The 22,948-nt window shown below is 50.4% G+C and carries 22 protein-coding genes, 1 tRNA gene and 1 pseudogene; 8 read left to right on the top strand and 16 right to left on the bottom strand.

The genetic code is table 11. From position 1 onward, the window contains the following. Positions 1–36: 36 nt before the first annotated feature. Complete coding sequence (aroA, locus tag CHH67_RS01780; RefSeq protein ID WP_095263261.1) at positions 37–1,329, bottom strand: 3-phosphoshikimate 1-carboxyvinyltransferase; 1,293 nt, start codon at positions 1,327–1,329, stop codon at positions 37–39. 175 nt (positions 1,330–1,504) lie between these two features. Here aroA and CHH67_RS01775 point away from each other — a divergent pair, with 175 nt between their 5' ends. Next, entirely contained in the window at positions 1,505–1,813 is a 309-nt protein-coding gene (locus CHH67_RS01775) for a rhodanese-like domain-containing protein (protein ID WP_095263260.1), read from the top strand. Positions 1,814–1,999: 186 nt separating this feature from the next. On the opposite strand, the gene CHH67_RS01770 is transcribed toward CHH67_RS01775, so the two are convergent. Then, positions 2,000–2,512, bottom strand: a complete 513-nt coding sequence (locus CHH67_RS01770) for a shikimate kinase (RefSeq protein ID WP_255222951.1) — start codon at positions 2,510–2,512, stop codon at positions 2,000–2,002. A 226-nt stretch (positions 2,513–2,738) separates the two neighbouring features. Between CHH67_RS01770 and CHH67_RS01765 the strand changes: the two genes are divergently transcribed. Continuing rightward, positions 2,739–3,128, top strand: a complete 390-nt coding sequence (locus CHH67_RS01765) for a hypothetical protein (protein WP_244908055.1) — start codon at positions 2,739–2,741, stop codon at positions 3,126–3,128. On the opposite strand, the gene gndA is transcribed toward CHH67_RS01765, so the two are convergent. Next, positions 3,112–4,521 (bottom strand): NADP-dependent phosphogluconate dehydrogenase, encoded by a 1,410-nt coding sequence (gene gndA / locus CHH67_RS01760; RefSeq protein WP_176475453.1) that lies wholly within the window; start codon positions 4,519–4,521, stop codon positions 3,112–3,114. The two genes, CHH67_RS01765 and gndA, sit on opposite strands and share 17 nt — an antisense overlap. A 184-nt stretch (positions 4,522–4,705) precedes the next feature. Then, positions 4,706–5,302 (bottom strand): hypothetical protein, encoded by a 597-nt coding sequence (locus CHH67_RS01755; RefSeq protein WP_095263258.1) that lies wholly within the window; start codon positions 5,300–5,302, stop codon positions 4,706–4,708. Positions 5,303–5,549: 247 nt separating this feature from the next. On the opposite strand from CHH67_RS01755, the gene CHH67_RS01750 reads away from it, so the two are divergent. Continuing rightward, a complete protein-coding gene (locus CHH67_RS01750; RefSeq protein ID WP_095263257.1) occupies positions 5,550–6,173 on the top strand; it encodes a YktB family protein in 624 nt (207 codons plus the stop codon). A gap of 543 nt (positions 6,174–6,716) precedes the next feature. Further along, positions 6,717–8,192: an aminotransferase class I/II-fold pyridoxal phosphate-dependent enzyme gene (locus tag CHH67_RS01745; protein ID WP_095263318.1), complete on the top strand. Its 1,476-nt coding sequence runs from the start codon at positions 6,717–6,719 to the stop codon at positions 8,190–8,192. Positions 8,193–8,336: 144 nt separating this feature from the next. Here CHH67_RS01745 and CHH67_RS01740 read toward each other — a convergent pair whose 3' ends face one another. Together CHH67_RS01740 and CHH67_RS01735 are read right to left on the bottom strand one after the other, a co-directional pair. Continuing rightward, positions 8,337–8,660, bottom strand: a complete 324-nt coding sequence (locus tag CHH67_RS01740) for a DUF1292 domain-containing protein (RefSeq protein ID WP_095263256.1) — start codon at positions 8,658–8,660, stop codon at positions 8,337–8,339. A gap of 94 nt (positions 8,661–8,754) precedes the next feature. Further along, positions 8,755–9,312: a stalk domain-containing protein gene (locus CHH67_RS01735; RefSeq protein ID WP_095263255.1), complete on the bottom strand. Its 558-nt coding sequence runs from the start codon at positions 9,310–9,312 to the stop codon at positions 8,755–8,757. Positions 9,313–9,537: 225 nt separating this feature from the next. On the opposite strand from CHH67_RS01735, the gene CHH67_RS01730 reads away from it, so the two are divergent. Continuing rightward, positions 9,538–10,275 carry an MBL fold metallo-hydrolase gene (locus tag CHH67_RS01730; RefSeq protein WP_095263254.1) on the top strand — a complete coding sequence of 246 codons (738 nt, stop codon included), beginning with the start codon at positions 9,538–9,540 and terminating at the stop codon, positions 10,273–10,275. A gap of 71 nt (positions 10,276–10,346) precedes the next feature. Beyond that, complete coding sequence (locus CHH67_RS01725) at positions 10,347–10,586, top strand: DUF3892 domain-containing protein (protein ID WP_230875547.1); 240 nt, start codon at positions 10,347–10,349, stop codon at positions 10,584–10,586. Positions 10,587–10,638: 52 nt separating this feature from the next. Here CHH67_RS01725 and CHH67_RS01720 read toward each other — a convergent pair whose 3' ends face one another. Continuing rightward, positions 10,639–11,082 carry a GNAT family N-acetyltransferase gene (locus CHH67_RS01720; RefSeq protein ID WP_095263253.1) on the bottom strand — a complete coding sequence of 148 codons (444 nt, stop codon included), beginning with the start codon at positions 11,080–11,082 and terminating at the stop codon, positions 10,639–10,641. 122 nt (positions 11,083–11,204) lie between these two features. Between CHH67_RS01720 and CHH67_RS27015 the strand changes: the two genes are divergently transcribed. Both CHH67_RS27015 and CHH67_RS01715 read left to right on the top strand, forming a co-directional pair. Beyond that, the gene (locus CHH67_RS27015) at positions 11,205–11,327 is read left to right on the top strand and encodes a hypothetical protein (protein WP_255222950.1); all 123 of its coding nucleotides are present in this window, start codon (positions 11,205–11,207) and stop codon (positions 11,325–11,327) included. A gap of 488 nt (positions 11,328–11,815) precedes the next feature. Next, positions 11,816–11,888: transfer RNA gene (locus CHH67_RS01715), tRNA-Val, on the top strand. A 149-nt stretch (positions 11,889–12,037) separates the two neighbouring features. Here the strand turns inward: CHH67_RS01715 and CHH67_RS01710 are convergent. From CHH67_RS01710 to CHH67_RS01670, 9 genes and pseudogenes are all read right to left on the bottom strand, one after another. Next, positions 12,038–12,190 carry a cyclic lactone autoinducer peptide gene (locus CHH67_RS01710; protein WP_095263252.1) on the bottom strand — a complete coding sequence of 51 codons (153 nt, stop codon included), beginning with the start codon at positions 12,188–12,190 and terminating at the stop codon, positions 12,038–12,040. Beyond that, complete coding sequence (locus CHH67_RS01705) at positions 12,183–12,716, bottom strand: accessory gene regulator ArgB-like protein (RefSeq protein WP_095263251.1); 534 nt, start codon at positions 12,714–12,716, stop codon at positions 12,183–12,185. The genes CHH67_RS01710 and CHH67_RS01705 overlap by 8 nt, the downstream gene beginning before the upstream one ends. Continuing rightward, the gene (locus CHH67_RS01700; RefSeq protein ID WP_095263250.1) at positions 12,709–13,335 is read right to left on the bottom strand and encodes a hypothetical protein; all 627 of its coding nucleotides are present in this window, start codon (positions 13,333–13,335) and stop codon (positions 12,709–12,711) included. Before CHH67_RS01700 ends, CHH67_RS01705 begins: the two co-directional genes overlap by 8 nt. Positions 13,336–13,547: 212 nt before the next feature. Next, the gene (locus CHH67_RS01695) at positions 13,548–15,188 is read right to left on the bottom strand and encodes a hypothetical protein (RefSeq protein WP_095263249.1); all 1,641 of its coding nucleotides are present in this window, start codon (positions 15,186–15,188) and stop codon (positions 13,548–13,550) included. Between the two features lies 1 nt (position 15,189). Beyond that, positions 15,190–15,972: an ABC transporter ATP-binding protein gene (locus CHH67_RS01690; RefSeq protein WP_095263248.1), complete on the bottom strand. Its 783-nt coding sequence runs from the start codon at positions 15,970–15,972 to the stop codon at positions 15,190–15,192. 249 nt (positions 15,973–16,221) lie between these two features. After that, a pseudogene (locus tag CHH67_RS27010) lies at positions 16,222–18,131 on the bottom strand (alpha-helical endospore appendage domain-containing protein). Between the two features lie 1,031 nt (positions 18,132–19,162). Next, positions 19,163–20,509, bottom strand: a complete 1,347-nt coding sequence (locus CHH67_RS01680; protein WP_095263247.1) for an MFS transporter — start codon at positions 20,507–20,509, stop codon at positions 19,163–19,165. Between the two features lie 66 nt (positions 20,510–20,575). After that, complete coding sequence (locus tag CHH67_RS01675) at positions 20,576–22,099, bottom strand: FGGY-family carbohydrate kinase (protein WP_095263246.1); 1,524 nt, start codon at positions 22,097–22,099, stop codon at positions 20,576–20,578. 45 nt (positions 22,100–22,144) lie between these two features. Continuing rightward, on the bottom strand, positions 22,145–22,921 hold the full coding sequence (locus CHH67_RS01670) for an SDR family oxidoreductase (protein WP_095263316.1): 777 nt from the start codon (positions 22,919–22,921) through the stop codon (positions 22,145–22,147). Positions 22,922–22,948 lie beyond the last annotated feature (27 nt).

Below are 22,948 nucleotides of genomic sequence, written 5' to 3'. Positions count from 1 at the left end.
GTATCAAACTGAGCAAGCAATTTCCCTGCTGTCTGTTTATTTTACCCATTCCACATCGGCGCCAAGCGCCTGCAAATGATCAAAATATTGCGGGTACGATTTGGCTACATGATGCGCATCTTTAATGCGGATCGGCTGCCGGGAGCGAAGGCCGACAACGGTCAGAGCCATGATCACGCGATGGTCATAATGCGCGTTGATCTCTACGCCGCCCTCGACCCCTTCCGGACGCCCATGCACGATGATCTCCGCCTGACGTTCCTCCACCTGGGCTCCGGCCTTGGCAAGCTCCGTCAAGTAATCGGTGATGCGGTCGCATTCCTTATAACGAAGATTCTCCACATTGTAGAAGCGGGAGGTCCCTTCGGCAAAGACAGCTGCGGCTACCATCGCCAGCACCGCATCCGTGGCGGTATCCCCGTCAAACTCCAGCGCTTTCAGCTTGCCGTTGCCCTGCACGCGAACGTTGCCATTCTCGTGCGTGAGCGGCACCTCCATCGTGCGAAGCACATCGATAATGGCGCGCTCTCCTTGCTTGCTGTCCTCGGACAGGTTCCGGATCGTCACATCCGACTGCGTCACGGCCGCTGCCGCCAGCACCGCCGCCGAGCCCGGGTAATCGCCTTGCACGGTATAGACCTGCGCTTTATAAGACTGTTGGCCAGGCACGCGGAAGGAGGTGTAATCATCCGCAGCCTCGATCGTAATACCGGCCTGCGCCAGCACTTCCAGCGTCTGGCCAACGACCACCTTGGATTTCAGGTCACCGGTGACCGTAATTTCACTGTCCTCCGGCAGCAGCGGCGTCAGGAACAACAGCGCGCTCAAATATTGGGAGCTGACTTCACCGGAGACAGTAATGCGACCGCCCTTCGGTTTCCCTCCGCGAATGGTGATTGGCAGGCGCCCATTATGGTGCTCCACCTGCACTCCGAGCTGCTCAAGCGCATCGATCAAGTCGTCATGCGGCCGCTTCCCGAGCGAATCCGGATATGTGTTGACAAACTTCACTTCCGAAGACAAGGCAGCAATGCCCATTAGGAATCGCAGCACAGCACCGGCATTGCCCACGTTCAGTTCCGCAACGTCACGAGGCGCGCTGCCAAAACCGGTGATGACCGCCTTCTCGTCATCCTCGACAATCGTCGCCCCGAGATCTTGGATGCATCTTCTCATCGCATCGCTGTCCTCACTGTGGGCCGGATAATAGATCGTGCTGGTTCCTTCGGCGAGCGCGGCCACCAGCAAATAGCGTGTCGTGTAATTTTTCGAAGACAGGGCTCCAATTTCGCCGCTTAGTTTCTCAGTAGGTCTTACGATAACATCCATGATTGGTAACGCTCCTTTTAGGTTGGAATAGGGCATGAATCCCCGCTGCCGAGCAGGCGTTTCTTCTTTAAATTGACAGGGAAAACGCCGCTTCGTTATCATAGACTATGTAACTTGTAGTCCATTCTAAAATTTAGTATACAAAACATATTTCTTCAGAAAAGAGGCAACCTTTATGAAACCGATCCCTCAAATTGAAACTTCAGAGCTTCGAGAGAGACTGCAAAACGGCGAGAACATCTATATGATCGACGTCCGCGAGGATGAAGAAGTGGCCGCAGGCATGATCAGCGGCGCCAAGCACATCCCGATGGGGGAAATTCCCGCCAGACTGAACGAAATTCCGAAGGATCAGGAAGTGATCTTCATCTGCCGCAGCGGCGGCCGCAGCCAGCATGTGTGCGAATATTTGAGCCACCAAGGCCATGCCAATGTGGTGAACATGAAGGGCGGCATGCTGCAGTGGGCGGCTGACGAAGAATAAGATGCCCGCCATCGGCGATTGAGGCGAGGGAACTGCGGTTCCCCGCCTTTTTTTTTATGTTCGTACAAGCACGGGAATCCGTGCCAATCTGTGACTGTCATCCGAACGCCTGCCTCACCTCACTGCATCCGAAAGCCTATACGGGAGCGACAGTCCCTGATCCACGCATCACATCTGCTAACAAGCTTAGCCGCGGTAATGCGTTAAAATCTCGGTCGCGACTTCATCCGCGCTTCGCCCTACCGTATCGATGGTCACATCGGCGAAACGATATTTGTCTTCTCTCTCCGCCATAATCCGGCGCACCCGCTCCTCCACATCGCCCGCAAGCAATGGGCGATTCGCATCTCCCCGCACCCGCTCGATAATGGTCTCCGCATCCGCCGTCAAAGCAGCTACCCATCCGCCCTGCTTCATCGCTGCGCAATTGTCTGGATTCAGGACGGCTCCCCCGCCCGTTGCGATGACAAGCCGCTTGGCAGCAAGCACGTTATGAAGCGCTCTGGATTCCGCCTTGCGGAAATAAGCCTCGCCTTCCTCTGCAAACATCTCGGGGATCGTCCGTCCCTCCATCCGCTCAATCTCGGCATCAAGGTCGAGCAGCTGAAAGCCGAGCCGCTCTGCAACGAGACGACCGACGGTGGTCTTTCCCGTCCCCATCATCCCGATCAGAATGATGTTCTGGCTTACCTGATTCAATCCTACACCCCTCTTATGCTTTCCGATAGGGCTGGTGTTTGCCTTCACCGGAATTAGATTGAACATATCATACCACAGGCAGAAATCTTTCGACAATGCATGTCGCTTCAGTTCAGCCGTGCCTAAAGGACACCGCAAGCTTGTCGCGACCCGAAATGCGATGTCTATCTTAACATCCACACTCATATGCTACATAGTGAGAGATTATAAGAAAGGAGGAGGGCGCATGTCTGTCTCCTGCGAGGACGATAGCCGTCTCCCCATCCCCAAGCGGCTCAGCCGGATTATGGACCCGTCTTATCCGCTATGCCGGGAGGATATTGTGTGGGTGCTCCATTATGTACAAAAAAAAGTGGCCCGGAAAGATCCGGCCTTGCTGGACCTTTCCAAGCCACGTCTGCTGCAAAACTTCAGCAGTTACTGTGAAGCCGCCCTGCTCCTGCTCGGAAGCGGCGGCTACTGTCATACCCGAAGCGATGATCTTCGCGCTTGCCTGCTTGAGGCGATGCATGGGCTGGTGGACGGACAGCGCAGCCTCCCGGGCTGCGCGACCGCCATACCGCCGGAAGCTTCCCCTGAGATCAGGGAGCAGAACCGGATTATCCCATCCAGTTAAAGTGGAACGTGCCTTCCTTGTCCACCCGCTGGAACGTATGCGCGCCAAAGTAATCGCGCTGCGCCTGCAGCAGGTTCGCAGGAAGGTTAGCGGAGCGATAGCTGTCGTAGTATGCCAGCGCGCTTGCAAAGCCCGGAACCGGAATGCCGAGCGTCACCGCAGAGGCAACGACTTTACGCCATGCGTCCTGGTAGGATTCGATAATGTCCTTGAAGAACGGATCCAGCAGCAGGTTTTTCAGCTCCGGATTGTTCTCGTAGGCATCTGTAATGTTCTGCAGGAAGCGGGAACGAATGATGCAGCCTCCGCGCCAGATTTTTGCCAGCTTGCCGTATTGCAGGTTCCAGTCGTACTCATCGGACGCCACGCGCAGTTGCGCGAAGCCTTGAGCGTAAGACACGATTTTGCTCGCAAAGAGCGCTTTGCGCACATTCTCGATGAACTCCGCACGGTCGCCGTCGAAAGACGCCGTTTTCGGTCCGTTCAAAATTTTGCTTGCTGCTACGCGCTCTTCTTTCAGTGCAGAGAGGAAGCGGGAGAATACCGACTCGGTAATCATGGACAGCGGCACGCCCAGATCAAGGGAGCTTTGGCTTGTCCATTTGCCTGTGCCCTTCTGCCCGGCCGTATCGAGAATAACGTCAACCATCGGCTTGCCGGTCTCCTCATCATACTTGGAGAAGATGTCTGCCGTGATCTCGATCAGGTAGCTGTCAAGCTCACCTTTATTCCATTCGGAGAAAATTTCATGAAGCTCCTTGGCATCCAGGCCAAGCACATCCTTGAGCAGTTGGTACGCTTCGCAGATGAGCTGCATGTCGCCGTATTCGATGCCGTTGTGAACCATCTTCACGTAATGACCCGCGCCGTCCGGACCAATATATGTACAGCAAGGCTCGTCGTTTACTTTGGCAGAGATCGCTGTCAGAATCGGCTCAACCAGCTTGTAGGCACTTTCCTGTCCGCCAGGCATGATGGAAGGGCCCTTCAGTGCGCCTTCTTCGCCGCCGGATACGCCGGCTCCGATAAAGTTAAAGCCCAGGTCTGCCAGCTGTTTGCTGCGACGCTGGGTGTCCGGGAAGTAAGCGTTGCCGCCGTCGATGATGATGTCGCCCTTGTCCAAATGCGGAATAAGCTGCTCAATCGTAGCGTCGGTAGCTTGTCCGGCTTGAACCATGATCAGAATTTTGCGAGGCGTTTCCAGAGAATCGACAAACTCTTCAATCGAAAACGTTCCCTTAACCTGCTTTCCTTCTGCTTCCTTGAGCATTTCTTCCGTTTTTTGCGGAGAGCGGTTATATACGGAAACGGTAAAACCTTTACTCTCAATGTTCAGGGCCAAGTTTTTGCCCATTACAGCAAGGCCAATGACACCAATTTGTTGTTTTGCCATCTGGTTCTCCATCCTTTGCTCCATTATATTTTTGTAAGTAACTCACCTCGCACCGAGATGATTTACAATACTCTTATATTAACGTTTTTCCGCATAGAAGTGAACCCCTGCCCCAAAATCAGACCGCGCGAAAACACCCCTTTAGAAACGGAGTGTTGTTCGTGCTCCCTATGTTGTATGGTTCTCACCACTCAAGCCTCATCAGCTCGAGCCACAGCTCTTCAAGTTTTCGTTTGCATGCGCCTATCTCTTCCTGATCACCGCGCTGCATCGCGGCATGCAGCTTCTCCAGCTCATCATCGGTTTCCAGTCTGCACAGCAGAAGCCGCCGCTCGCCCTCGCTTGACTCGAATAATTTGACCATCTCCTGCTCCGTCATCGGCGTCCCCTTCTGGAACAGCACCCGCTGCCGGTACCCCGAAATCTCAACAAGACGGATGACCTCTCCGAACAAAATATTCTCAATCAATATCTGGCGGTCCTTAAAGCGTTTGACAACCGCATGCCCCCGCGTGTTCTCAATCAGCTTCTCCATCCACTCGGCCAGCTTCGGGTCGCGGATCATGTAATCGCCAACCAGCTTATATCCGGTACCCGTGCGCTGAAACCGAAGTTTCACCAGCTTGCGCCCCGTCCGGATTGAAATGACAAACTGAGCTTCATTCTCGTTCCAGTACAGCGAATACCCTTCCTGAATCAGCTCTTTGATCAGATCCTGGATATGCCGACGGTCAAACCGGAGCTCCAGGTTACAATATTCCACTTCCTCGCTCTTATTCACGGCACTCCCTCCTCTGGTTTGCTAGCGATCTCAAAACGGCGGTGAGGATGCTTGGATTTTGACGTTGTCTTATCTATATCTTATACTCCATCTTATGTAAGGGTAACTTGGTTTATTGACTATTTTTGCTTGCATGAATATCGCATGAAGGTGGTTCTAGCATCTCATTATTTCAATTTCCGCTATGGTATAATGGGTACACTAAACGCGCATCATATGCTCACGAAGACAGGGAGGCTGTACATAGATGAATTTCAACGGATTTAACGAGCAGGATTTTGACGTATTCTCGGTTCCGGGGCTTGAGGGGCGCATGGAGGCACTGATCGAGCGGGTCAGACCGAAGCTGGAGACGCTCGGCGCCGAGCTCGCACCGTATGTATCCGCTTTGGCCGGGGAGGAAATGCATGTTCACGTGGCCAAGCATGCCCGGAGAACGGTGAATCCGCCGATCGACACCTGGGTCGCCTGGGCGGCCAACAAGCGGGGATACAAGGCGCTGCCCCATTTTGAGGTCGGCATGTTCGGGTCCCATCTGTTTATCATCTTTGCAATCATATATGAAAGCCCGAACAAAACCGTGTTCGCCGCGAATCTGGAGCGCCAGCTCAGCAAGACGATCAAGGCGCTGCCCGATACCTTCTACTGGTCCATGGACCACATGAGTCCGCAGGGCACACCGCACAAAGCGATGAACAAGGAAGACTTCCAGACGCTGATCGGCAAGCTTCAACAAGTCAAGAAGTCCGAAGTGATGTGCGGCTTGCAGATTCCGCGTGAAGAAGCGGTCAAGCTGAGCGGAGATGAACTGATCGAAACCATTCAGAAGACATTCGAAACGCTGCTGCCGCTATATCGGTTGGCATTTTAACCGGACGCGGGACCGCCGCATCCTGTCAGATAACTGCAAGTCGTTTCAGCAGAGGCGAGGGAGGCCACTCGTGCACGTATCCGAGGAGACCGAGAAACCCGTGCCTGCTATGAATCTGCCTGCGATCGATCAGGCCGATAGCGGCAGCCATGAACCTCCAGGGAGCTTGTGTGAATCATCACGCAGGCTCCTTTTTCATGGTGTCAGCGGCATATTCCAGGCGCCCGTCGTTCATACTGAAACAGCGGCGCAAGCTTCTTCCCCCTTCACTTCATGCGATGGCTGATCTGCCCGGCGGGGAGGAACCGCAGATTATGTGCTTGCATTCCCCACCTATTTTGCTATACTCAATTTTGTTTCAGATTTTTGCAAAATTCGATTTTTTCCGCTCCCTGACAACGTCGGTGGAGATGGATCAAACCGTTTGGGCTCGATATATTGTCCGATGTGGAAGCAGCCGCTCGATTTTCGCAAAATATACATTTGGATGAAACGCAAAGCTAAAATTCGATCTCATACCAAGAAAGGTTGTGACAAATGTCCATGGACCATAGCCGTACACCGCTCTTCACCGCACTGAAGGAACATGCGGCCAAAAACCCGGTGCAATTTCACATCCCGGGACACAAGAAGGGTCTCGGTACCGATGCGGAATTTCGTGAATTTATCGGGGATAATGCCCTTTCCATAGACCTGATCAACATTGCACCGCTGGATGACCTGCATCAGCCGACAGGCGTGATTGAGGAAGCCCAGAAGCTGGCGGCAGACGCATTCGGAGCAGATTATACGTTTTTCAGCGTGCAAGGGACCAGCGGCGCCATCATGACGATGATCATGTCCGTCTGCGGACCCGGGGAGAAAATTATCGTCCCGCGCAATGTGCATAAATCGGTCTTGTCTGCCATCATTTTTACAGGAGCCAAGCCGGTGTTTGTTTCCCCTGCCCAAGATGAGAATTTCGGCATCGATCACGGCATTACAATCAGTTCGGTTCGAAAAGCGCTTAAGCGCCATCCGGATGTAAAGGCCGTGCTCGTCATTAATCCGACATATTTCGGCGTGAGCACCAATCTCAAGGACATCGTCGATCTGGCACACAGCTATAACGTCCCTGTGCTCGTTGACGAAGCGCATGGCGTGCTCATCCATTTTCACGAGGACCTTCCGATGTCGGCGATGGAGGCCGGAGCGGATATGGCGGCAACGAGCGTTCACAAGCTCGGCGGCTCAATGACCCAGAGTTCGGTGCTTAATCTCAATACCAAGAACGGGTACATTAATCCTTACCGGGTGCAGACGATTATCAGCATGCTGACCACGACGTCCACCTCGTATATCTTGCTTGCATCACTAGATGCGTCCCGCCGCAACCTGGCTTTGAACGGACGAGCTATGGCCCAAAGAGCGATAGACATGGCACAGTATGCCCGCAAGAAAATCAACGAGATTCCAAGATTGGTTTGCTTCGGGGAAGATATCTTGGGTACGGAAGCGACCTATTCCTATGATCCGACCAAGGTGACGATTCATGTCCGCCATTTGGGGATTACTGGATATGAGACGGAGAACTGGCTTCGCGAACATTACAATATCGAAGTTGAGCTTAGCGACATGTACAACATCCTGTGCCTGATTACACCGGGAGATACTCCCGAGACCATCGAAACGCTGCTGCATGCGCTGCGCGAGCTGGCCGAGAAGTACAAGGATGTGAACGAAAGCAATGAGCTTATTGTGAAAATACCGGAGATTCCGCAGCTGTCCCTCATCCCGCGCGATGCGTTCTACGGGGATACGGAGGTCGTACCGTTCAAGGAGTCTGCCGGGCGGATCATCGCAGAATTCATTTATGTATACCCGCCGGGGATCCCAATTCTCCTTCCGGGCGAGGTTATCTCCCAGCAAAATATCGATTACATTATTGATCATGTCGATGTCGGATTGCCGGTGAAGGGTCCGGAGGACCGCAGCATCCAGAACGTCAAAGTGATCGTTGAGGCCAATCCGATCTTCTGACCGCTTGCAGTGAAGCCGGTTGTACGCATCAAGAAAGTGTCCCTGAGCTGTTTGGCGATAGGGGCACTTTTTCTATACAAAAGCAAAAAAAGAAGCCAAAGAATGAATTCCCTTCATTCCTTGACCTCTTGTTCGTTCGTCCGTTTACTCCTGGGATGCTGCCGCTACAAGCTCGTTATAAGCCGCTTCGACTTCATTCCATTCGTCTTCATCTTCGATATTGTAAAGAACCATTTCCTCGTTCTCTTCTTCCATACGCAAAATGACACCGTCTGCTTCCGGATTGCCGCGCTCAAGCAGAAGGGCGTACAGCTTCTCGCCGACATCAAATGTCTCCACGAGCACCATTTCTACTTCTTTTCCCTGCTCATCCGTCAAAGTCAGGACAAACTCCTCATGCTCATGATCATGGTCGTGATCATGTCCACAGCCGCATGCTTCGCCGTGCTCATGGTTATGTTCGCTCATTAAGAAAACCTCACTTCGGTTAAAATTATTCATACTCCCGTATCGTATCACGGAAGCATCTGTCAGGTCAATTTGCCGCCTGGAAGCCGAGCGCTTAATCCAGTGCGGTGATCACCTTCTCCGCCACCTTGACAAAGCTGGCATTGGCACTGGTCCTGATGTAGAATCCGACCGAGTATTTTCCTGCCGTATTAAAATCGTAGGTGAAGTCGTAGGTCCTGAACCAGAAATTATCCTTGCTCGGGTCTCTGATCACCTGTGACTGAATGTCCTTAATGTTCCCCGCAGGATCTTCGATCGCAACTTTCACGGCATAGATCTCATTGTTGAGGCTGTCAATCTGGCTGAATACGTTGAACTTCAGCTTTCCTTTATTGACGTTACCGAATACAGTGTCTCCCTTGAACAAAAATATATGCACATTCGGCTTGATGACCTGAACATTCCCCGTTCTGGAATCCCATTGGACCGCACCATCAAATTCACGAACCGGCACATAAGTCGTGCCATTAATCAAGTAACCCCCATCCTTCAACTCACGTCCGTTCAGCCATACACGCACACGATCATTAATGGAATCCGCAAATAACAGTCCGCTTCCTCCGATTAAAGATAGCACAAGTACACATACCAGCACCTTTTTCCATTTCATAATTGAAAGCGTCCCTCCATCGAATCACATGTTGTTATATGTGTATACTACAAGCCTCATCACAAGTTGCGCCCCAAACCGGACTTTATGGCGAAAATTCGGACAAAACCCGCCTGTAGTCCTATGCGCAATCTCGCATAAACTCGTGTAATCGCGAGCGTTTTCGTTTAAAATATAGTAGGCTTAACGGATTTTTACAACACCATCATCAGGAGGTCGCCCAACTTGAGTTTGAAATTGCAAATGCTTGGCACGGGCAGTGCGTTTGCCAAGAAATACTATAACAACAACGCACTGCTCTTAGACGATGATTTCACCCTGCTCATTGATTGTGGAAGTACAGCTCCTCTGGCGCTCCATGAAATGGGACGCTCCCTCAACGATATTGATGCTGTCCTGATCACCCACATCCATGCCGACCACGTGGGCGGGCTGGAAGAGCTTGCGTTTATGATGAAGATGAAGTTCAAGCGGAGAATCCCGCTGTACATCGGCGAGGCACTGGCTGCCCCGTTGTGGGATCATACGCTGCGGGGCGGTTTGTATCAACAGGGAGAGATTTCTTGCCTGGAAGATATCTTTGATGTTCGTCCGCTGAAGCCCGGCGTGAAGGCCGACATTTCCAAAGGGATCACGGTCGAGTTGATCCAGACCCGCCATATTCCGGGCAAGGACAGCTATTCCCTCTATTTGAACGACCGCATCTTTTATAGCGCCGATATGGTGTTTGACCCCGAACTGCTGAACAAGCTGGTGAATGAACGGGAATGTGAACTGATATTACATGAATGCCAGCTCCAGGGGCCCGGCGAAGTTCATACGACGCTTCAAGAGCTGCTCAGCCTGCCTGAACATATCCAGCAGCGTACATACCTTATGCATTACAGTGATGATGTGCAAGACTTTGTAGGTAAAACCGGCGAGATGGAGTTTGTTGAGCAGCAAAAGATATATGAATTATAGTGCTATAAAGGATCGGGATGAATAGGCTGCAAGCTGCCATGGGAACACTATCCCCAGGGAGGCGATAGACTATGGCAAATGAAATGCAGCAATCCGAGGTTGTGGCCGTTCGTAAAAATAGCGACGGCGATATTGTGGAACTTCAGCTTGATTCCGGTTCAGTGGTGGATTACAAAACGGCACAAGCAATGGTTAAAAATAAAGAGATCAAAAACCTGAATGTCTTCCGCGGCCGGGATGGTGACGAACACCTGCGTTCCAACGCTGACGGTGATCCGAGCAACAACCTGGACAATCTTCCGACATTCTGACACAGAAGCTCCCCGCAGCCATCATGCTTCGGGGAGCTTTCTCGTGTAGATACTAAAGTTCTTTCTTCATTCGAACATGTGGAATACCTGCATCATCAAACGGCTCCTCCGAAATGGTAACATATCCGAGCTTTTGATAAAACTCTTCCGCTTGACACTGGGCATCCAGGACGGCATACTTCAGCTTCAGCTCTCGTGCTTGCGATTCCAGAGCCATCATGAGCACTCTTCCGATGCCTTTGGAGCGAAACGGCTTACGAACGGCAATGCGCTGCATTTTAGCAGAATCTTTATTATAATAAGTTACCCGCCCGGTTGCGGCGTACTGCCCTTCTGATTTGATCAGAATATGATGAGCATCGGCCTCCAGACTGTCGTATTCATCAATTTCAAGCTCGATAGGAACCTTCTGTTCAAGCACAAATACATCCTTCCGAATGTCCAGAGCCTGCTGCAACTGTTCTTCTGTCGTTACATTAATAATCTCTGCCGCCATGGGACAACACCTCTTTATGTAAAAAGTTCGCAGTCTCATATAGAAACCAGGTCGCAATATTATACAAAATATTCGATTTCCTGTATAGTGTAAGCAGACATCTATCGGAAAGGGGTACCTGCATGGAAAGCGGCAGCATGGGAAGCACGATATTTTGGGCCGTGATCATTTCGGTCGCCATCATCTATCCTGTCTTCTACGCAATTAAAAAAGGATATTCCCGCAAGTGGGATGAAGAAGAATAGCACCTCACTATGGAGAACCGCCAGCGCTGGAAGGCAGGCGGTTCTGGACCTTTGCCATCTACAACGGGAATCAAAATCTAGCTCTCGATTATCGAACGCGCTTCAGCGTATCCCAGTCATCTGCTGGCTTTAATGTTTCTTCCTCTTCGAGGGTTTCAATTTTCGGAGAAGAATATACCTCACTGTCCACCGAACGATCATACACATCCAGCATCACCGCCCCAGCAGGCGAATGAAGAGGAACCAGCTCAACGGACGTCCTTTCAGCTATGCTACATCCGCTACAAAGTAGCGCCGATAGTACAAGAGTACTGATCGTTCTGCTTCTACGGCTTGCTCGCTTGATCTTCACTGTGTTCAGCACGCTCCTGTCCGGAAAAATCATACTTTATCTATTCTGGACTGAACAGCGATTTTTTATAACGAAAAGCAATTGACATCAGGCAAAACGGGTGTTAATATAATTAATACATTTGAAAATTATTCATGATCTGTTAGCTCAGCTGGGAGAGCACCATCTTGACAGGGTGGGGGTCAGTGGTTCGAGCCCACTACAGATCATCGCCGAGAGCCCTTGCGTAGCAAGGGTTCTTTTCTTTGTTACTTACTACCAATCAATAGAATTCGATGAGTAAAAAAACGAAGGAGCCGAATACGACCCCTTCACGATGGATATAAAACGTAAGATGGCGGTGCAAAGGACTATCTCCCTACTCCTCCTTCCGGAGCAGTTCCTCAGGCACTTCTCCCTTATAAACGAACAGAATGCTGGCCGTGCTTACGGATAAAACCGCAATGGAAGCGATAACTGAAGCCAGAGCAGACATAACCGAGTGATTAAGCTTACGAGCGATATTAACCATTTCTTGATTCACCTCCTTTCTTGTTAATAAGCGTTAATGATTGGGCAAAGAAACTAACAGCTAGAATCGGCGACATTATAATCAAATTGACGGCAACTAAGATAGCAGATGCTATACGCAGGACCGGATAATATTGGGGACGAATTCGTGTAGATCCCGTTATACCCGATGGTGCGAAGAGAAGTACAAGCAGAATACTTATTCCAGTAAGAAAGACAGTTACTCCTTGCCCAGGATGTAGAAAAGACAAGGATGTGAACATAAGCGAAGATAAAAGGATGCATCCGATATTAGACTTTAGATGGAACCCTCCGGACAATTGCCTGAGCAAACCGAATGATATAAGGAGAATAATCACTTCTTTAGTTTTTCCTGTTAGGAAAGAAACACCCACCGATATCGTAATTATGCCCACGGTATTGATAATGACATCTAATCCGCGCTTAAGCACAGGTATGGAGGCCTTATGATCAGGCACATATTTCTTAATTCCTTCAGCCAATTTTAGTGATAGAGAATCAATCATTTACTTTCTCCTTTCGGATGGCGTAAAAAAGAAGAAAACCTGCATTGACAATGAAGAACAACAAGGTAAGCCATGTTTGATTTATGTATAAAAAAAGTGCAATTGCTCCTATAAAAATAAGGATAAATATCATGACCAGATAATCCTCAAATTTAAACCTTAAAACCTCCATATCAAATGCAAACCCCAGATTCCTTGCTTTCAATAACCATGATATTAAAATCATGATCGCCGAACTCAGCACCTGAAGAAAGTAACCTTTTATCGCATATGTCTGGATCTCGTTTGTTGATCCATACACCATAACAATAATGCTTGTCTGTATCACAGCAAAAATAACGTATCCGAGTATTGTAGCAAGCACTGCCCATACAAACGGCATCTTCACAACAACGGAGAAGAAAAAAACGAACATTAAAATGCTGATCACCGGAACGAGATCGGATAAGGCAAACTCACTTCTTAAAATAAAACTTTGTATATTAATTAACAAAACCAGGGTAACAGCCTGCCAAGCATAACTCGTGGCTTTCAACCTGAATAAAGCCATAATCAGCACGTACAAGGATAACGCCTCGATGGAAGAAAAAACCATGAACCCTAGTAAGTCCAAATTCAAGCGAAACACCATCCTCTATATAATTCTAGAACGATTATATAGGGCTTGAACATGATTATCACAGGTAAATAAATACAGTTGTGGGATAATCAATTTTGAATATTATCAGTTGTAACAAAAAAGAAACACGAAATGGAAGGTAAAGTTAATCGTTGGGATTAATTTACTGTATGTCAATTATATAATTTAACTTCAGTAATATCCTAACTTAATTACTTAGCCGAGCTATACGTTCTCTTCCATCCCCATACATTGATGATGAGCAGCGCGAGAATGAAGGCCGCCATGCCTAGTACATGGATGCGGCTCGCGATATGAATCGCCACCACCGCTCCAAGAACGAACATTGCGGCAAATACCATTCCTCCGCCGCTCTGATTGGCCATGGAGAATGATCGCGAAAATGGCGGATCACTGAGCATGACCTTGCCAAACAACGGTACAACAGCTGTTCCAACCAGTAAAATACCGAGCAGATCCGGTATAATCCGAGATCCAAATATAAATGCAAACACGGTGGCATTCACGAAATAGAGCGGCAGGTATATTTTGACCACGAATGCTTTAAGTGCTCCTTTGTACAGCGGATCAAGATTCGAAAAAGGCGCTGCCCCAAACAGCCAGAACGCTTTTGATTTCCCTGAATATTTAAGCATGAAAACAGCCGAAATGATCATCAGCGGCATCATGTACAGGAAATAGAAAAAGCTGCTTTCCCGAACCTCCGACCAAGCTGACCCTGAATTCGACATAGAAAAGAGAAAAAGGTATGGGAAGAAAAGCGCCATCCCCAGTGACGGGTAAACCTTGAGCTTAAACTCCCGCTCCGTCCGCAGCATAATGGCGGAGAATCGAAAGCAGGATCTTTCCTCTTCCGTCCGGCAGACCAATTTGGACAGCATGCGGTCAAAGCGATCACGGGGACGCCCCCTTCCCGCATCGCTATGCGCCAGCTTTTCGAGATGCTGCTCGAAAGAGGCCATTAACCGAACATACAGCATCAATAAAATAATCGGGACAATCAAAGCCAGCGCTGACAACAAGTACAGCCATGCGCTGCCTCCGCTTCCTATCAGCCATTCATACGGAGCTGCATACCATACAGGCGGAAGGAACAGCTGCCACCAAACCGGTTCAAAAGCCATATCCATCCCCGCAAAATTAAAAGATCGGATAACAAACTGATAGCCAACCGCGAGGACAACCGTCAGCCCGATTTGCACATAATTAATAATGTCCTTCAGTTTCTCTCCATTTAAATACTTCATCAGCAGCAGATAAGTCACCGAAGTCACAACCAGAATCAGAAGATTCACCAACACCAATTCGATAACGTATATAACAAAAAAGAGAACGCCGTGCTTGATGAGCCCCGCAACAAGCGAAGCAGCGGCCAGTGAACCTGTTAGCATCAACAAATAGATAGCGGTATGTATAGCCCTTGCCATGCCGACAGTTCTGCCATCAACCGGCCGGGTCATAATAATGCTTCGGTCCCTTACATCAAGCATGACAGCTGAGAAATCCGAAATCATAGACATCATGATGAAGAACATCAGGATTCCCATTACCAGACTCATTAGCAGCATATATTGGGTTTCCAGCATCATAAACAGAACAAGCATCAAGCCGAGCAGAGCATACAACCACAAGGAACGCACAAAATAATTAACTTCCTCGTCCTCGCTCCGGTTTCGGTTCGACAAGAGGGTGGGAACTCTTCGCCGATCCATCAGCAATTTTACCTGAAGGATCCGGCGCAGGGTCGGATAATGGATGCCGGTTGTCCTTAGAAGAGGTTGAAGCCGGTCCAGCAGACGCAAGATTCGAAACTGTTGATCCGCTTCCCGCATATTAATCACCCTCCCGAACAATCGAAACAAACCGCTGGGCAATGGAGGCGTGTTCATGGAATCCGGTCAACTGATTGAACACTTCCTCCAGCGTCCCCTCCGAGGATTGCTGCTGCAATTCCTGAAAGGTGCCATCGGCCGCAATCCGGCCATCAGCAAGCAGAATGATCCGGCTGCTGATCTTCTCTACTACATCCATAATATGAGAGGAGTAAAAGATCGTTTTTCCCTGAGCTGACAATAGCGCCAAAATCTCCTTCACCACCATCACACTATTGGCATCAAGCCCGCTTAGCGGCTCGTCCAGAAACAACAGATCCGGGTCATGCAGCAGGCTGGAAATGAGCAGCACCTTCTGCCGCATCCCTTTGGAGAACGTAGCGATCCTGGAATGGTAGACCTTTTCCAGTTCAAAGCATTCCATCAACTGTCGAGCCTTAGAATCCGCATCATCTGCCGACAGCCCGTACAGCTCCCCGGTAAACGTCAAATATTCTGAAGCGGTCAACTGATCATACAGCTCTGCGACCTCCGGAACATAGCCGATTCTGCGCTTATATTCGTAACTTCCCGCATCAATATCTTCACCGAAGACACGCACCGTCCCCGTATATCCCTTCGTCAAGCCGAGCAATATTTTTACTGTGGTACTCTTCCCAGCTCCGTTCGGCCCGATATAGCCAATCATCTCCCCTTCCCTCACATCCAGATCAATGCCATTCAGCACATAACGCTGATTAAACTTCATCCGTAAATCCCGTATCGACAAAACTTCGTTCCTCATCCTCTTCAGTCCCCTCCGCATCTTCCAACCCATACTTTCAACCATTTGATCCATATAGTTCCAATTTATCAAAATAGGTTGGTTGCGGCTACGACAAAATGTTCCAATTCTCTATGAAATGACATATGCTCAGCTCAATGCAGGATCGCAGGAGACATCCTTCACGATCAAAAATATCGACCCCCAAAGGCTTCCAGTCCCATGGAGGTCGACCTGATTACATTAAGATCTACAAACTACACGAATGCATCATACAATTCGGTGCATGGACCACACAATGCCCGGGGTCGGACCGCCGATATTCAGCGGAATTGTCAAGCCGTTTGCTTCATAAAACAATCCGATCACATCGCCGGCATTCAGCTCCACATCTCCCCCTAATGTCACTGTGCCGCTCCCAAGAATAGCCCGTAGGGATAAGACTAGAGCAATATTCACATTCAATACCGGGAAAAGCCCATTCAATAAATTCGTGACAGGAGCCGAAGTCCGGCGGATCACAAATGCCGGGTTGATTCCCGTCCCTAAAGATACCGTCAGAGCTGCCGTCGTTGCATAATTGATGGTCGCTTTAACGGAGTACCTGCCGGTGGTCGGCACGGTAAAGTTTCCGGTTGCTGGATTGAAGGTGCCATTGTTATAAAAAGGACTGGTGACGGTAAAGCCAGTTAACTGCGTCGATCCGCTATTGTCGGAGCACTTGCTAGTGCCGAGAACCCATCAACCCCCAAAACTGGTCCAGTCGGGCCAGCCACGCCGGTCGCTCCCGTCGTTCCAGTGGCTCCGGTCGCTCCGGTAGCACCAGTTACTCCAGTTGCTCCTGTTGCTCCTGTAGCGCCTGTTGCTCCGGTCACTCCCGTGACCCCCGTCTCGCCTGTAGCACCGGTCGTTCCGGTGGCTCCGGTGATCGAAGAAATATTTTCAATCTGTATCACTGCTGAGCCGCTGGTTACTGAAACATCGAGTGTTTCTGACTCAAAAATAAAACTCTCTCCCATGCCAATGGTGGCTTCTCCTGTTGTACCCTGAACACTGAATAAAGTAGCGCCCGGTTCAAGTGCTCCTGTCGGTCCTGGCGGACCTGTTGGGCCGGTTTCACCTGTGGCCCCGGTCGCTCCTGTCTCGCCAGTCACTCCAGCTTCTCCTGTGGCTCCGGTGGCTCCTGTTTCGCCAGTCACCCCGGCTTCACCAGTTGCCCCAGTCGCTCCCGTTTCACCAGTCGCCCCAGCTTCTCCTGTGGCCCCAGTCGCTCCGGTCTCGCCAGTCACTCCAGCTTCTCCTGTGGCTCCGGTCGCTCCCGTTTCTCCGGTCACCCCAGTTGCTCCCGTGGCACCGGTCGCTCCTGTCTCACCAGTCACCCCTGCTTCTCCTGTAGCCCCGGTCGCTCCTGTTTCGCCAGTCACTCCTGCTTCTCCTGTAGCCCCGGTCGCTCCGGTCTCGCCAGTCACTCCAGCTTCTCCTGTGGCTCCGGTCGCTCCCGTCTCTCCGGTCACCCCAGTTACTCCCGTTGCCCCGGTCGCTCCTGTCTCACCAGTCACTCCAGCTTCGCCTGTCGCCCCGGTCCCTCCGGTTGCACCCGTAGCCCCAGTGGCTCCGGTAGCTCCAGTCACTCCCGGCTCACCAGTTACTCCGGTTGCCCCTGTTATTCCCGTGGCCCCGGTTATAGATGACACGTTTTCAATTTGCACAATTGCAGACCCGCTTGATACCGATACATCAAGTGTGTCTGACTGAAAAATAAAGCTGTCCCCCACCCCGATCGTTGCTGCTCCCGTTGTTCCCTGAACGGTGAATAAAGAAGCACCCGGTTCAAGTCCTCCCGTCGATCCTGTAGGACCTGTTGGTCCAGGCGGCCCGACAGAGATCGGAGTTGACAGAATGCTCTCCAGTTTGCTCTACAGCAGCCATTCTTTTTTCGTCAAGTCCTGAAGGGTGCTCCTTACACTTTCATTCATTAAAAGAAGATCGCTAAGCGTGGCACCAGGTCCTGTTAATCCCGGTAAAGTGCCGAGCACATACTGCAGTTTTTCTCCCTCTGCATTAATAATATGGCTGAGCCCAAGCTCCTCCATCGCAATTGATGACAGAAGGAGATTGATTGCATCGTCTCTGCTAACAGTAATGACAGGTGTAATATTAGGAATATTGGACTGAGACATTTGAAAGACCCACCCCATTTCATTATAGATTCACGTTCATAGCTTGCCTTCCCTAGCCCTCACCATCACTCACCTTGCATCATTTCACATCCCAGCCTTGCCATGACATGATGATCCTGTCAATAATCAAGATTGTGTCCCTTCATCAGTCCCTCCCTGACTCTCAGTGAGCATAAACACAGTCCGGTTAGCATTGCATTTATTGGCAAGGAGGGTATAGCGCTCTACTTCGACTTAAGATCCCCGTGAAGACACGAGCGAGCAGTGTAACCCGAGCACCAGCAATGAAGGTACCCGCCAGTGGCCAAAACTCTCTCAAATTTCCAGAGCGCAATCTCGAAACTGACTGCGATAATCCTAATGCAGCATTCTAAAAGGAACAGTTCGGGAGGGAGGAAGTTGATGTTCCACGGTACAGAAATTGCGATACGAGAAATGGAAGGTTTGGAACGTTCGACATCATGCCGAATGCAGCATACTTGCCGATTTATGGATCTTTTCCCACGGTTCGCTTCAGCCGTTAAGTTCTGCACCTGGAACATGTTCATTTCCCGTTCGAATCCCCTTCTCTCCACCCCCCTCTCCAAATATCCAAACTGGACTGCTGCTACATAAGCTTCTTCACATGCCCATCATTCTGACTACGATTTGCACTTGCACGATTCGCCATCCGCGTCGTCTAAGTGACAACAATCCACATGAATCCTGAGCACCTGACGGTGTCCATATCTTCGAGATGAAACTGATTCGTCTGCGGTTGCTTGAAGCGGACAATTCTATCGCAAGTCAAAATTGACAAGTCTATTACGGCAGAACATGCGACTGAATCCTTATATATACTATCGGAAAAAATTTACAATAACGCTTTTCCGATGTACTCATCATGTAAAATAAATTCATTTAATTGAATTATATGGAATTTATTACACGGAAGCTCCGGTTCCTCGGACAAAGAAGCCAGGAGCGCCAACGCGGCGTCCTGGCCCACAACAGCAACAAACGACAGCCGAGACGGGCTGTCGTTTGGTCAATTACATATTCACCGCGTGGCCGCTAACGGCAGCGCGCCTTCCTTCAAGCTCTGCATCCATTTCCGAGCGCATCGGGTCGAGCTTATAGAAGAGCGTCGTAATCCCGATCAGCACGCACAGCATCAAAGGAACCCATATAAACGAAATTTCAATATACGTTAACGCGGTAGCGGTTTGTGTCATATTCGGGACATAGCCGCCCATATTCAGGAAAGCGCCGACCAGCGCGCTGGCAAGCCCCATGCTCCCTTTGACGAAGAAGCCTTGGAAGGCCGCGATCATGCCAGAGATGCTCTTTTTCTTTTTATACTCTGAATAGTCGATCACGTCCGGCTGAATGGCAAAGGTGGTGCCGAATATCCCGTAAATGCCAAGACCGGTGATCGCCAGCCCTGCAATAAGCATCACAGGTGATGTTTTTCCGAAATAGATGATGAAATCACCGACAATATAAATGGCTGCGCTTAACAGCAGCACATGTTTCTTCGACATCCTTCTTTGCAGCCAAGGCAGCACAAGCAGCATAGGCAGCCCGGACAGAATGCCGAACAGTCCGACAAACGTCAGCCAATCCGTCCGCCCGAGATTGTATGTGAAATAATAGATGACCGTTGTGTTCCGGATAACAAACAAGGCAAAGTACAGAAAATTCAAGATAAAGAAGATCCACGCCTGATCCGTTAAACCTTTAAAGTCCTCACGGAATGACGATTTCGTGCGCTTGACGGACGGAGGGACAACCTCTTCCGTATTCATAAAGGTGAACACAAAGATCAGCATCGCGATCACACCATAGAGCGACATCGTAATGAGGAAGCCCTGCTGGGTATTTCCCTTGCCAAAAAACTCAACAAGCGGCATCGTGATCGACATCACTAAAGCGGTTCCAATCAATGCGCAGATCATTCTTGTGGAGACGAGCCAGTTCCGCTCATGCACATCCGAAGTGAGCCGCGGCACAATCGTGTTTAACGGAATATTCACCACCGTATAGGCCGTGCATAACAGCGTATACGTCACATAAGCCCAGATCACTTTTCCCGTCATGCTGAAATCAGGGACGATAAACGTCAGCACCGTGAACACGGCAAAAGGGAGCGCGCCGATCAGAAAGTACGGCCTTCCTTGCCCCCATCTGGTCTTCGTCCGGTCAACCAGTAGCCCCATGCCGGTATCCGTTATCGCATCAAAGATTTTGGTTACCAGCATTAAAGTTCCGGCGGCGGCTGCAGTAATGCCAAACACATCGGTATAAAAAAACATCAAATAAGACGCCATAGTGCTAAATACAAGGTTGCAGCCCAAATCACCAACACCATAACCGATTCTTTTCTTCCATTTGTTCATCTGCTCACATATCCTTTTCCAGCAAATTTGGTTCCCTCCTGAAGCGATTGGTCTGTGATCAGTCGATCAAGCCAGCCGCGTCAACGCCTTCATATCCAGCTTCAAATTATTGTAAACCGATTTATACACCTGGTAATATTCATTGTATTGATCATGATTGTGCGGATCCGGCATGATCTTCTCATCCAGCACCTGCCACTTCTTCACGTCCTCGTAGGTCAGCAGCCCTGTGCCGATACCGGCCAGCATCACATCCCCCATATTCGCCTCCACATCGTGCACGGGACATACAATCGGATAACCCGTCACATCGGCAAAAATCTGTCTCCACAGCCTCGATTTCGTGACCCCGCCAGCAAGTAGAATATACTCGCCCAGATCTTCCGCAGTCGCTTCCATCGCATCGCGCAAGGAGTAGGCAACCGCTTCCATGAAGGCTCTGTAGATATGCGCTTTCGTATGGGCCAGCGACAGCCCGACAATCGTTCCCTTGGCATCCGAATCCCAGATTGGACTTCGCTCTCCCATAAAATAAGGGAGCACAATCAGCCCTTCACTTCCTGCCTTAATGGCAGCGGCCTGCTCATTCAGCACGTCGTACGCTTTTTTTCCGCCTGCCTGTTCAGCTTCCAGCTCAAATTGGCACATCGTTTGGCGGAACCATTTCACAATCGCCCCGGCAGTCGCTCCCCCTGCAAAATAATAAGAGAGACGCTTCGCATCGTACAGATAAGGCCAGGCGATCAGGTCCTTGCCCTTCACCGGCTTGTCGGAGATCAGCGCCGCGCACATCGATGTCCCGATGGCCGCCGCGTAGACGCCGGATTCGAACACGCCCAGCCCAATGTTGGCTGCGCCGCAGTCAATCCCGCTGGCGACTACCGGCATGCCTGGAGCCAGCCCCAATTCGGCTGCCGCTTCCTTCGTCAAGCCGCCTACCACGTCAGTCGATTCCACCAGTCTGTCCGGCATCATCGACCGCGGAATGCCCATCGCCTCCATCATCTCGGACGACCAGGTTCTCGTATTCATATCAAAGATGCCGCCAATATTGCCAGCCGATGAATAATCGATGGCGACCTCTCCGGTCAGTTTGTAGATGACATAATCATTCGGAGGCAAGAACAGCTTCGTTTTGTTCCAATGATCAGGCTCATTGTTTTTCATCCACAGCATCTTGGTAAAGCCATAGTAAGGATCGGCTCCATTATGCGTAATCCGGCGCAGCTTCTCCTCGCCGATATGGTCAAGAACCCACTGCGCTTCCTTTTCAGCTCTCCGGTCCATCCAGATCATGCACGGTCTCACCGGCTCCATGTTCTCATCCAGCGGAATGCCCGAGCCGCCGTACAGGCCGCTGATGGCGATGCCGCGAATGTGTTCTGGCGGGATGCGTGATTTTCTAACGGTGTTTTTAATCGAGGCTTTGGCTGCCTGGAGCCAAACATCCGGCCACTGCTCGGCCCACAGCGGTTTAGGTGTCAACACATCATACTCCTGAAGATCCTGAGCGATGAGATTGCCCTCCACATCCATCAGAATGGTCTTGGTGCCGGACGTGCCAATATCTGTTCCAAGTAAATAATTCATCGAGTTGTCCTCCTGTTTATGTGCACAACGTCGGTTGCTGCGCGGTTAAATGCAAGTAAACGCTCCATCCACCACAAAGTCGGCTCCTGTTGTAAAACTGCTGGTGTCGCCCGCAAGATACACGCAGATCGATTGCAGTTCTTCCGGTCTTCCCATCCGTCCGAGCGGGGCCATCTCGTTCCACTGCGCAATGAGCGGCTTCAGGCTGGGCGAATTCAGCGTAAGCTCGGTACCGATATAACCGGGGCTTATGCAATTCACACGCACATTACGGGTAGCCCATTCAACAGCCAGCGATTTCGTCAACTGGATAACTCCGGCTTTAGAGGCGTTGTACGAGCTCTGCGGCTGCGGAACATTGACGATATGTCCGGACATGGAGGCTGTATTGATAATGGAGCCGCCGCCTTGCTTCAGCATTACTTTGCCTGCCGCCTGCGCCGTCAGGAATACGCCGGTCAGATTGATGTCAATCACTTTCTTCCACTGCTCATAGGTCATCTCTTCAGCCGGAATATTCAAGCATATCCCCGCATTGCAGAAGGCAACATCCAGACGTCCAAACACATGCAGAATCTTCTCGATCATGGCCTCGACATCTTCCGGTTTCGTTACATCCGTCTGGATCGCAATCGCTTTAATCCCATGGTTCTGCTCAAGCTCTGCAGCAGTCTTCTCCGCTTCAGCAATATCCAGGTCCACGATGGCCAGATCCGCTCCTGCTTCAGCGAAAGCGATTGCAACACTTTTACCAATTCCCCTTGCGCCACCTGTAACAAAGATCTTCTTGCCGTCCAAGCGCATTTTCTCAATAATTCCCATATATGTTTCCTCTCCATTCCCTAAATT

Source organism: Paenibacillus campinasensis, assembly GCF_002272015.1.
Taxonomy (GTDB): Bacteria; Bacillota; Bacilli; order Paenibacillales; family Paenibacillaceae; genus Paenibacillus_AQ; species Paenibacillus_AQ campinasensis.
Note: the sequence above shows the minus strand (reverse complement) of the source record. Positions and strands in the feature narration are given on the sequence as shown.

What these genes read in the sequence shown, in the direction of transcription:
- aroA (WP_095263261.1), bottom strand. Translation starts at nt 1,329, where the DNA reads ATGGATGTTATCGTAAGACCTACTGAGAAACTAAGCGGCGAAATTGGA.
- CHH67_RS01775 (WP_095263260.1), top strand. Translation starts at nt 1,505, where the DNA reads ATGAAACCGATCCCTCAAATTGAAACTTCAGAGCTTCGAGAGAGACTG.
- CHH67_RS01765 (WP_244908055.1), top strand. Translation starts at nt 2,739, where the DNA reads ATGTCTGTCTCCTGCGAGGACGATAGCCGTCTCCCCATCCCCAAGCGG.
- gndA (WP_176475453.1), bottom strand. Translation starts at nt 4,521, where the DNA reads ATGGCAAAACAACAAATTGGTGTCATTGGCCTTGCTGTAATGGGCAAA.
- CHH67_RS01750 (WP_095263257.1), top strand. Translation starts at nt 5,550, where the DNA reads ATGAATTTCAACGGATTTAACGAGCAGGATTTTGACGTATTCTCGGTT.
- CHH67_RS01745 (WP_095263318.1), top strand. Translation starts at nt 6,717, where the DNA reads ATGGACCATAGCCGTACACCGCTCTTCACCGCACTGAAGGAACATGCG.
- CHH67_RS01740 (WP_095263256.1), bottom strand. Translation starts at nt 8,660, where the DNA reads ATGAGCGAACATAACCATGAGCACGGCGAAGCATGCGGCTGTGGACAT.
- CHH67_RS01735 (WP_095263255.1), bottom strand. Translation starts at nt 9,312, where the DNA reads ATGAAATGGAAAAAGGTGCTGGTATGTGTACTTGTGCTATCTTTAATC.
- CHH67_RS01725 (WP_230875547.1), top strand. Translation starts at nt 10,347, where the DNA reads ATGGCAAATGAAATGCAGCAATCCGAGGTTGTGGCCGTTCGTAAAAAT.
- CHH67_RS01720 (WP_095263253.1), bottom strand. Translation starts at nt 11,082, where the DNA reads ATGGCGGCAGAGATTATTAATGTAACGACAGAAGAACAGTTGCAGCAG.
- CHH67_RS27015 (WP_255222950.1), top strand. Translation starts at nt 11,205, where the DNA reads ATGGAAAGCGGCAGCATGGGAAGCACGATATTTTGGGCCGTGATCATT.
- CHH67_RS01710 (WP_095263252.1), bottom strand. Translation starts at nt 12,190, where the DNA reads ATGGTTAATATCGCTCGTAAGCTTAATCACTCGGTTATGTCTGCTCTG.
- CHH67_RS01705 (WP_095263251.1), bottom strand. Translation starts at nt 12,716, where the DNA reads ATGATTGATTCTCTATCACTAAAATTGGCTGAAGGAATTAAGAAATAT.
- CHH67_RS01695 (WP_095263249.1), bottom strand. Translation starts at nt 15,188, where the DNA reads ATGCGGGAAGCGGATCAACAGTTTCGAATCTTGCGTCTGCTGGACCGG.
- CHH67_RS01690 (WP_095263248.1), bottom strand. Translation starts at nt 15,972, where the DNA reads ATGAGGAACGAAGTTTTGTCGATACGGGATTTACGGATGAAGTTTAAT.
- CHH67_RS01680 (WP_095263247.1), bottom strand. Translation starts at nt 20,509, where the DNA reads ATGAACAAATGGAAGAAAAGAATCGGTTATGGTGTTGGTGATTTGGGC.
- CHH67_RS01675 (WP_095263246.1), bottom strand. Translation starts at nt 22,099, where the DNA reads ATGAATTATTTACTTGGAACAGATATTGGCACGTCCGGCACCAAGACC.
- CHH67_RS01670 (WP_095263316.1), bottom strand. Translation starts at nt 22,921, where the DNA reads ATGGGAATTATTGAGAAAATGCGCTTGGACGGCAAGAAGATCTTTGTT.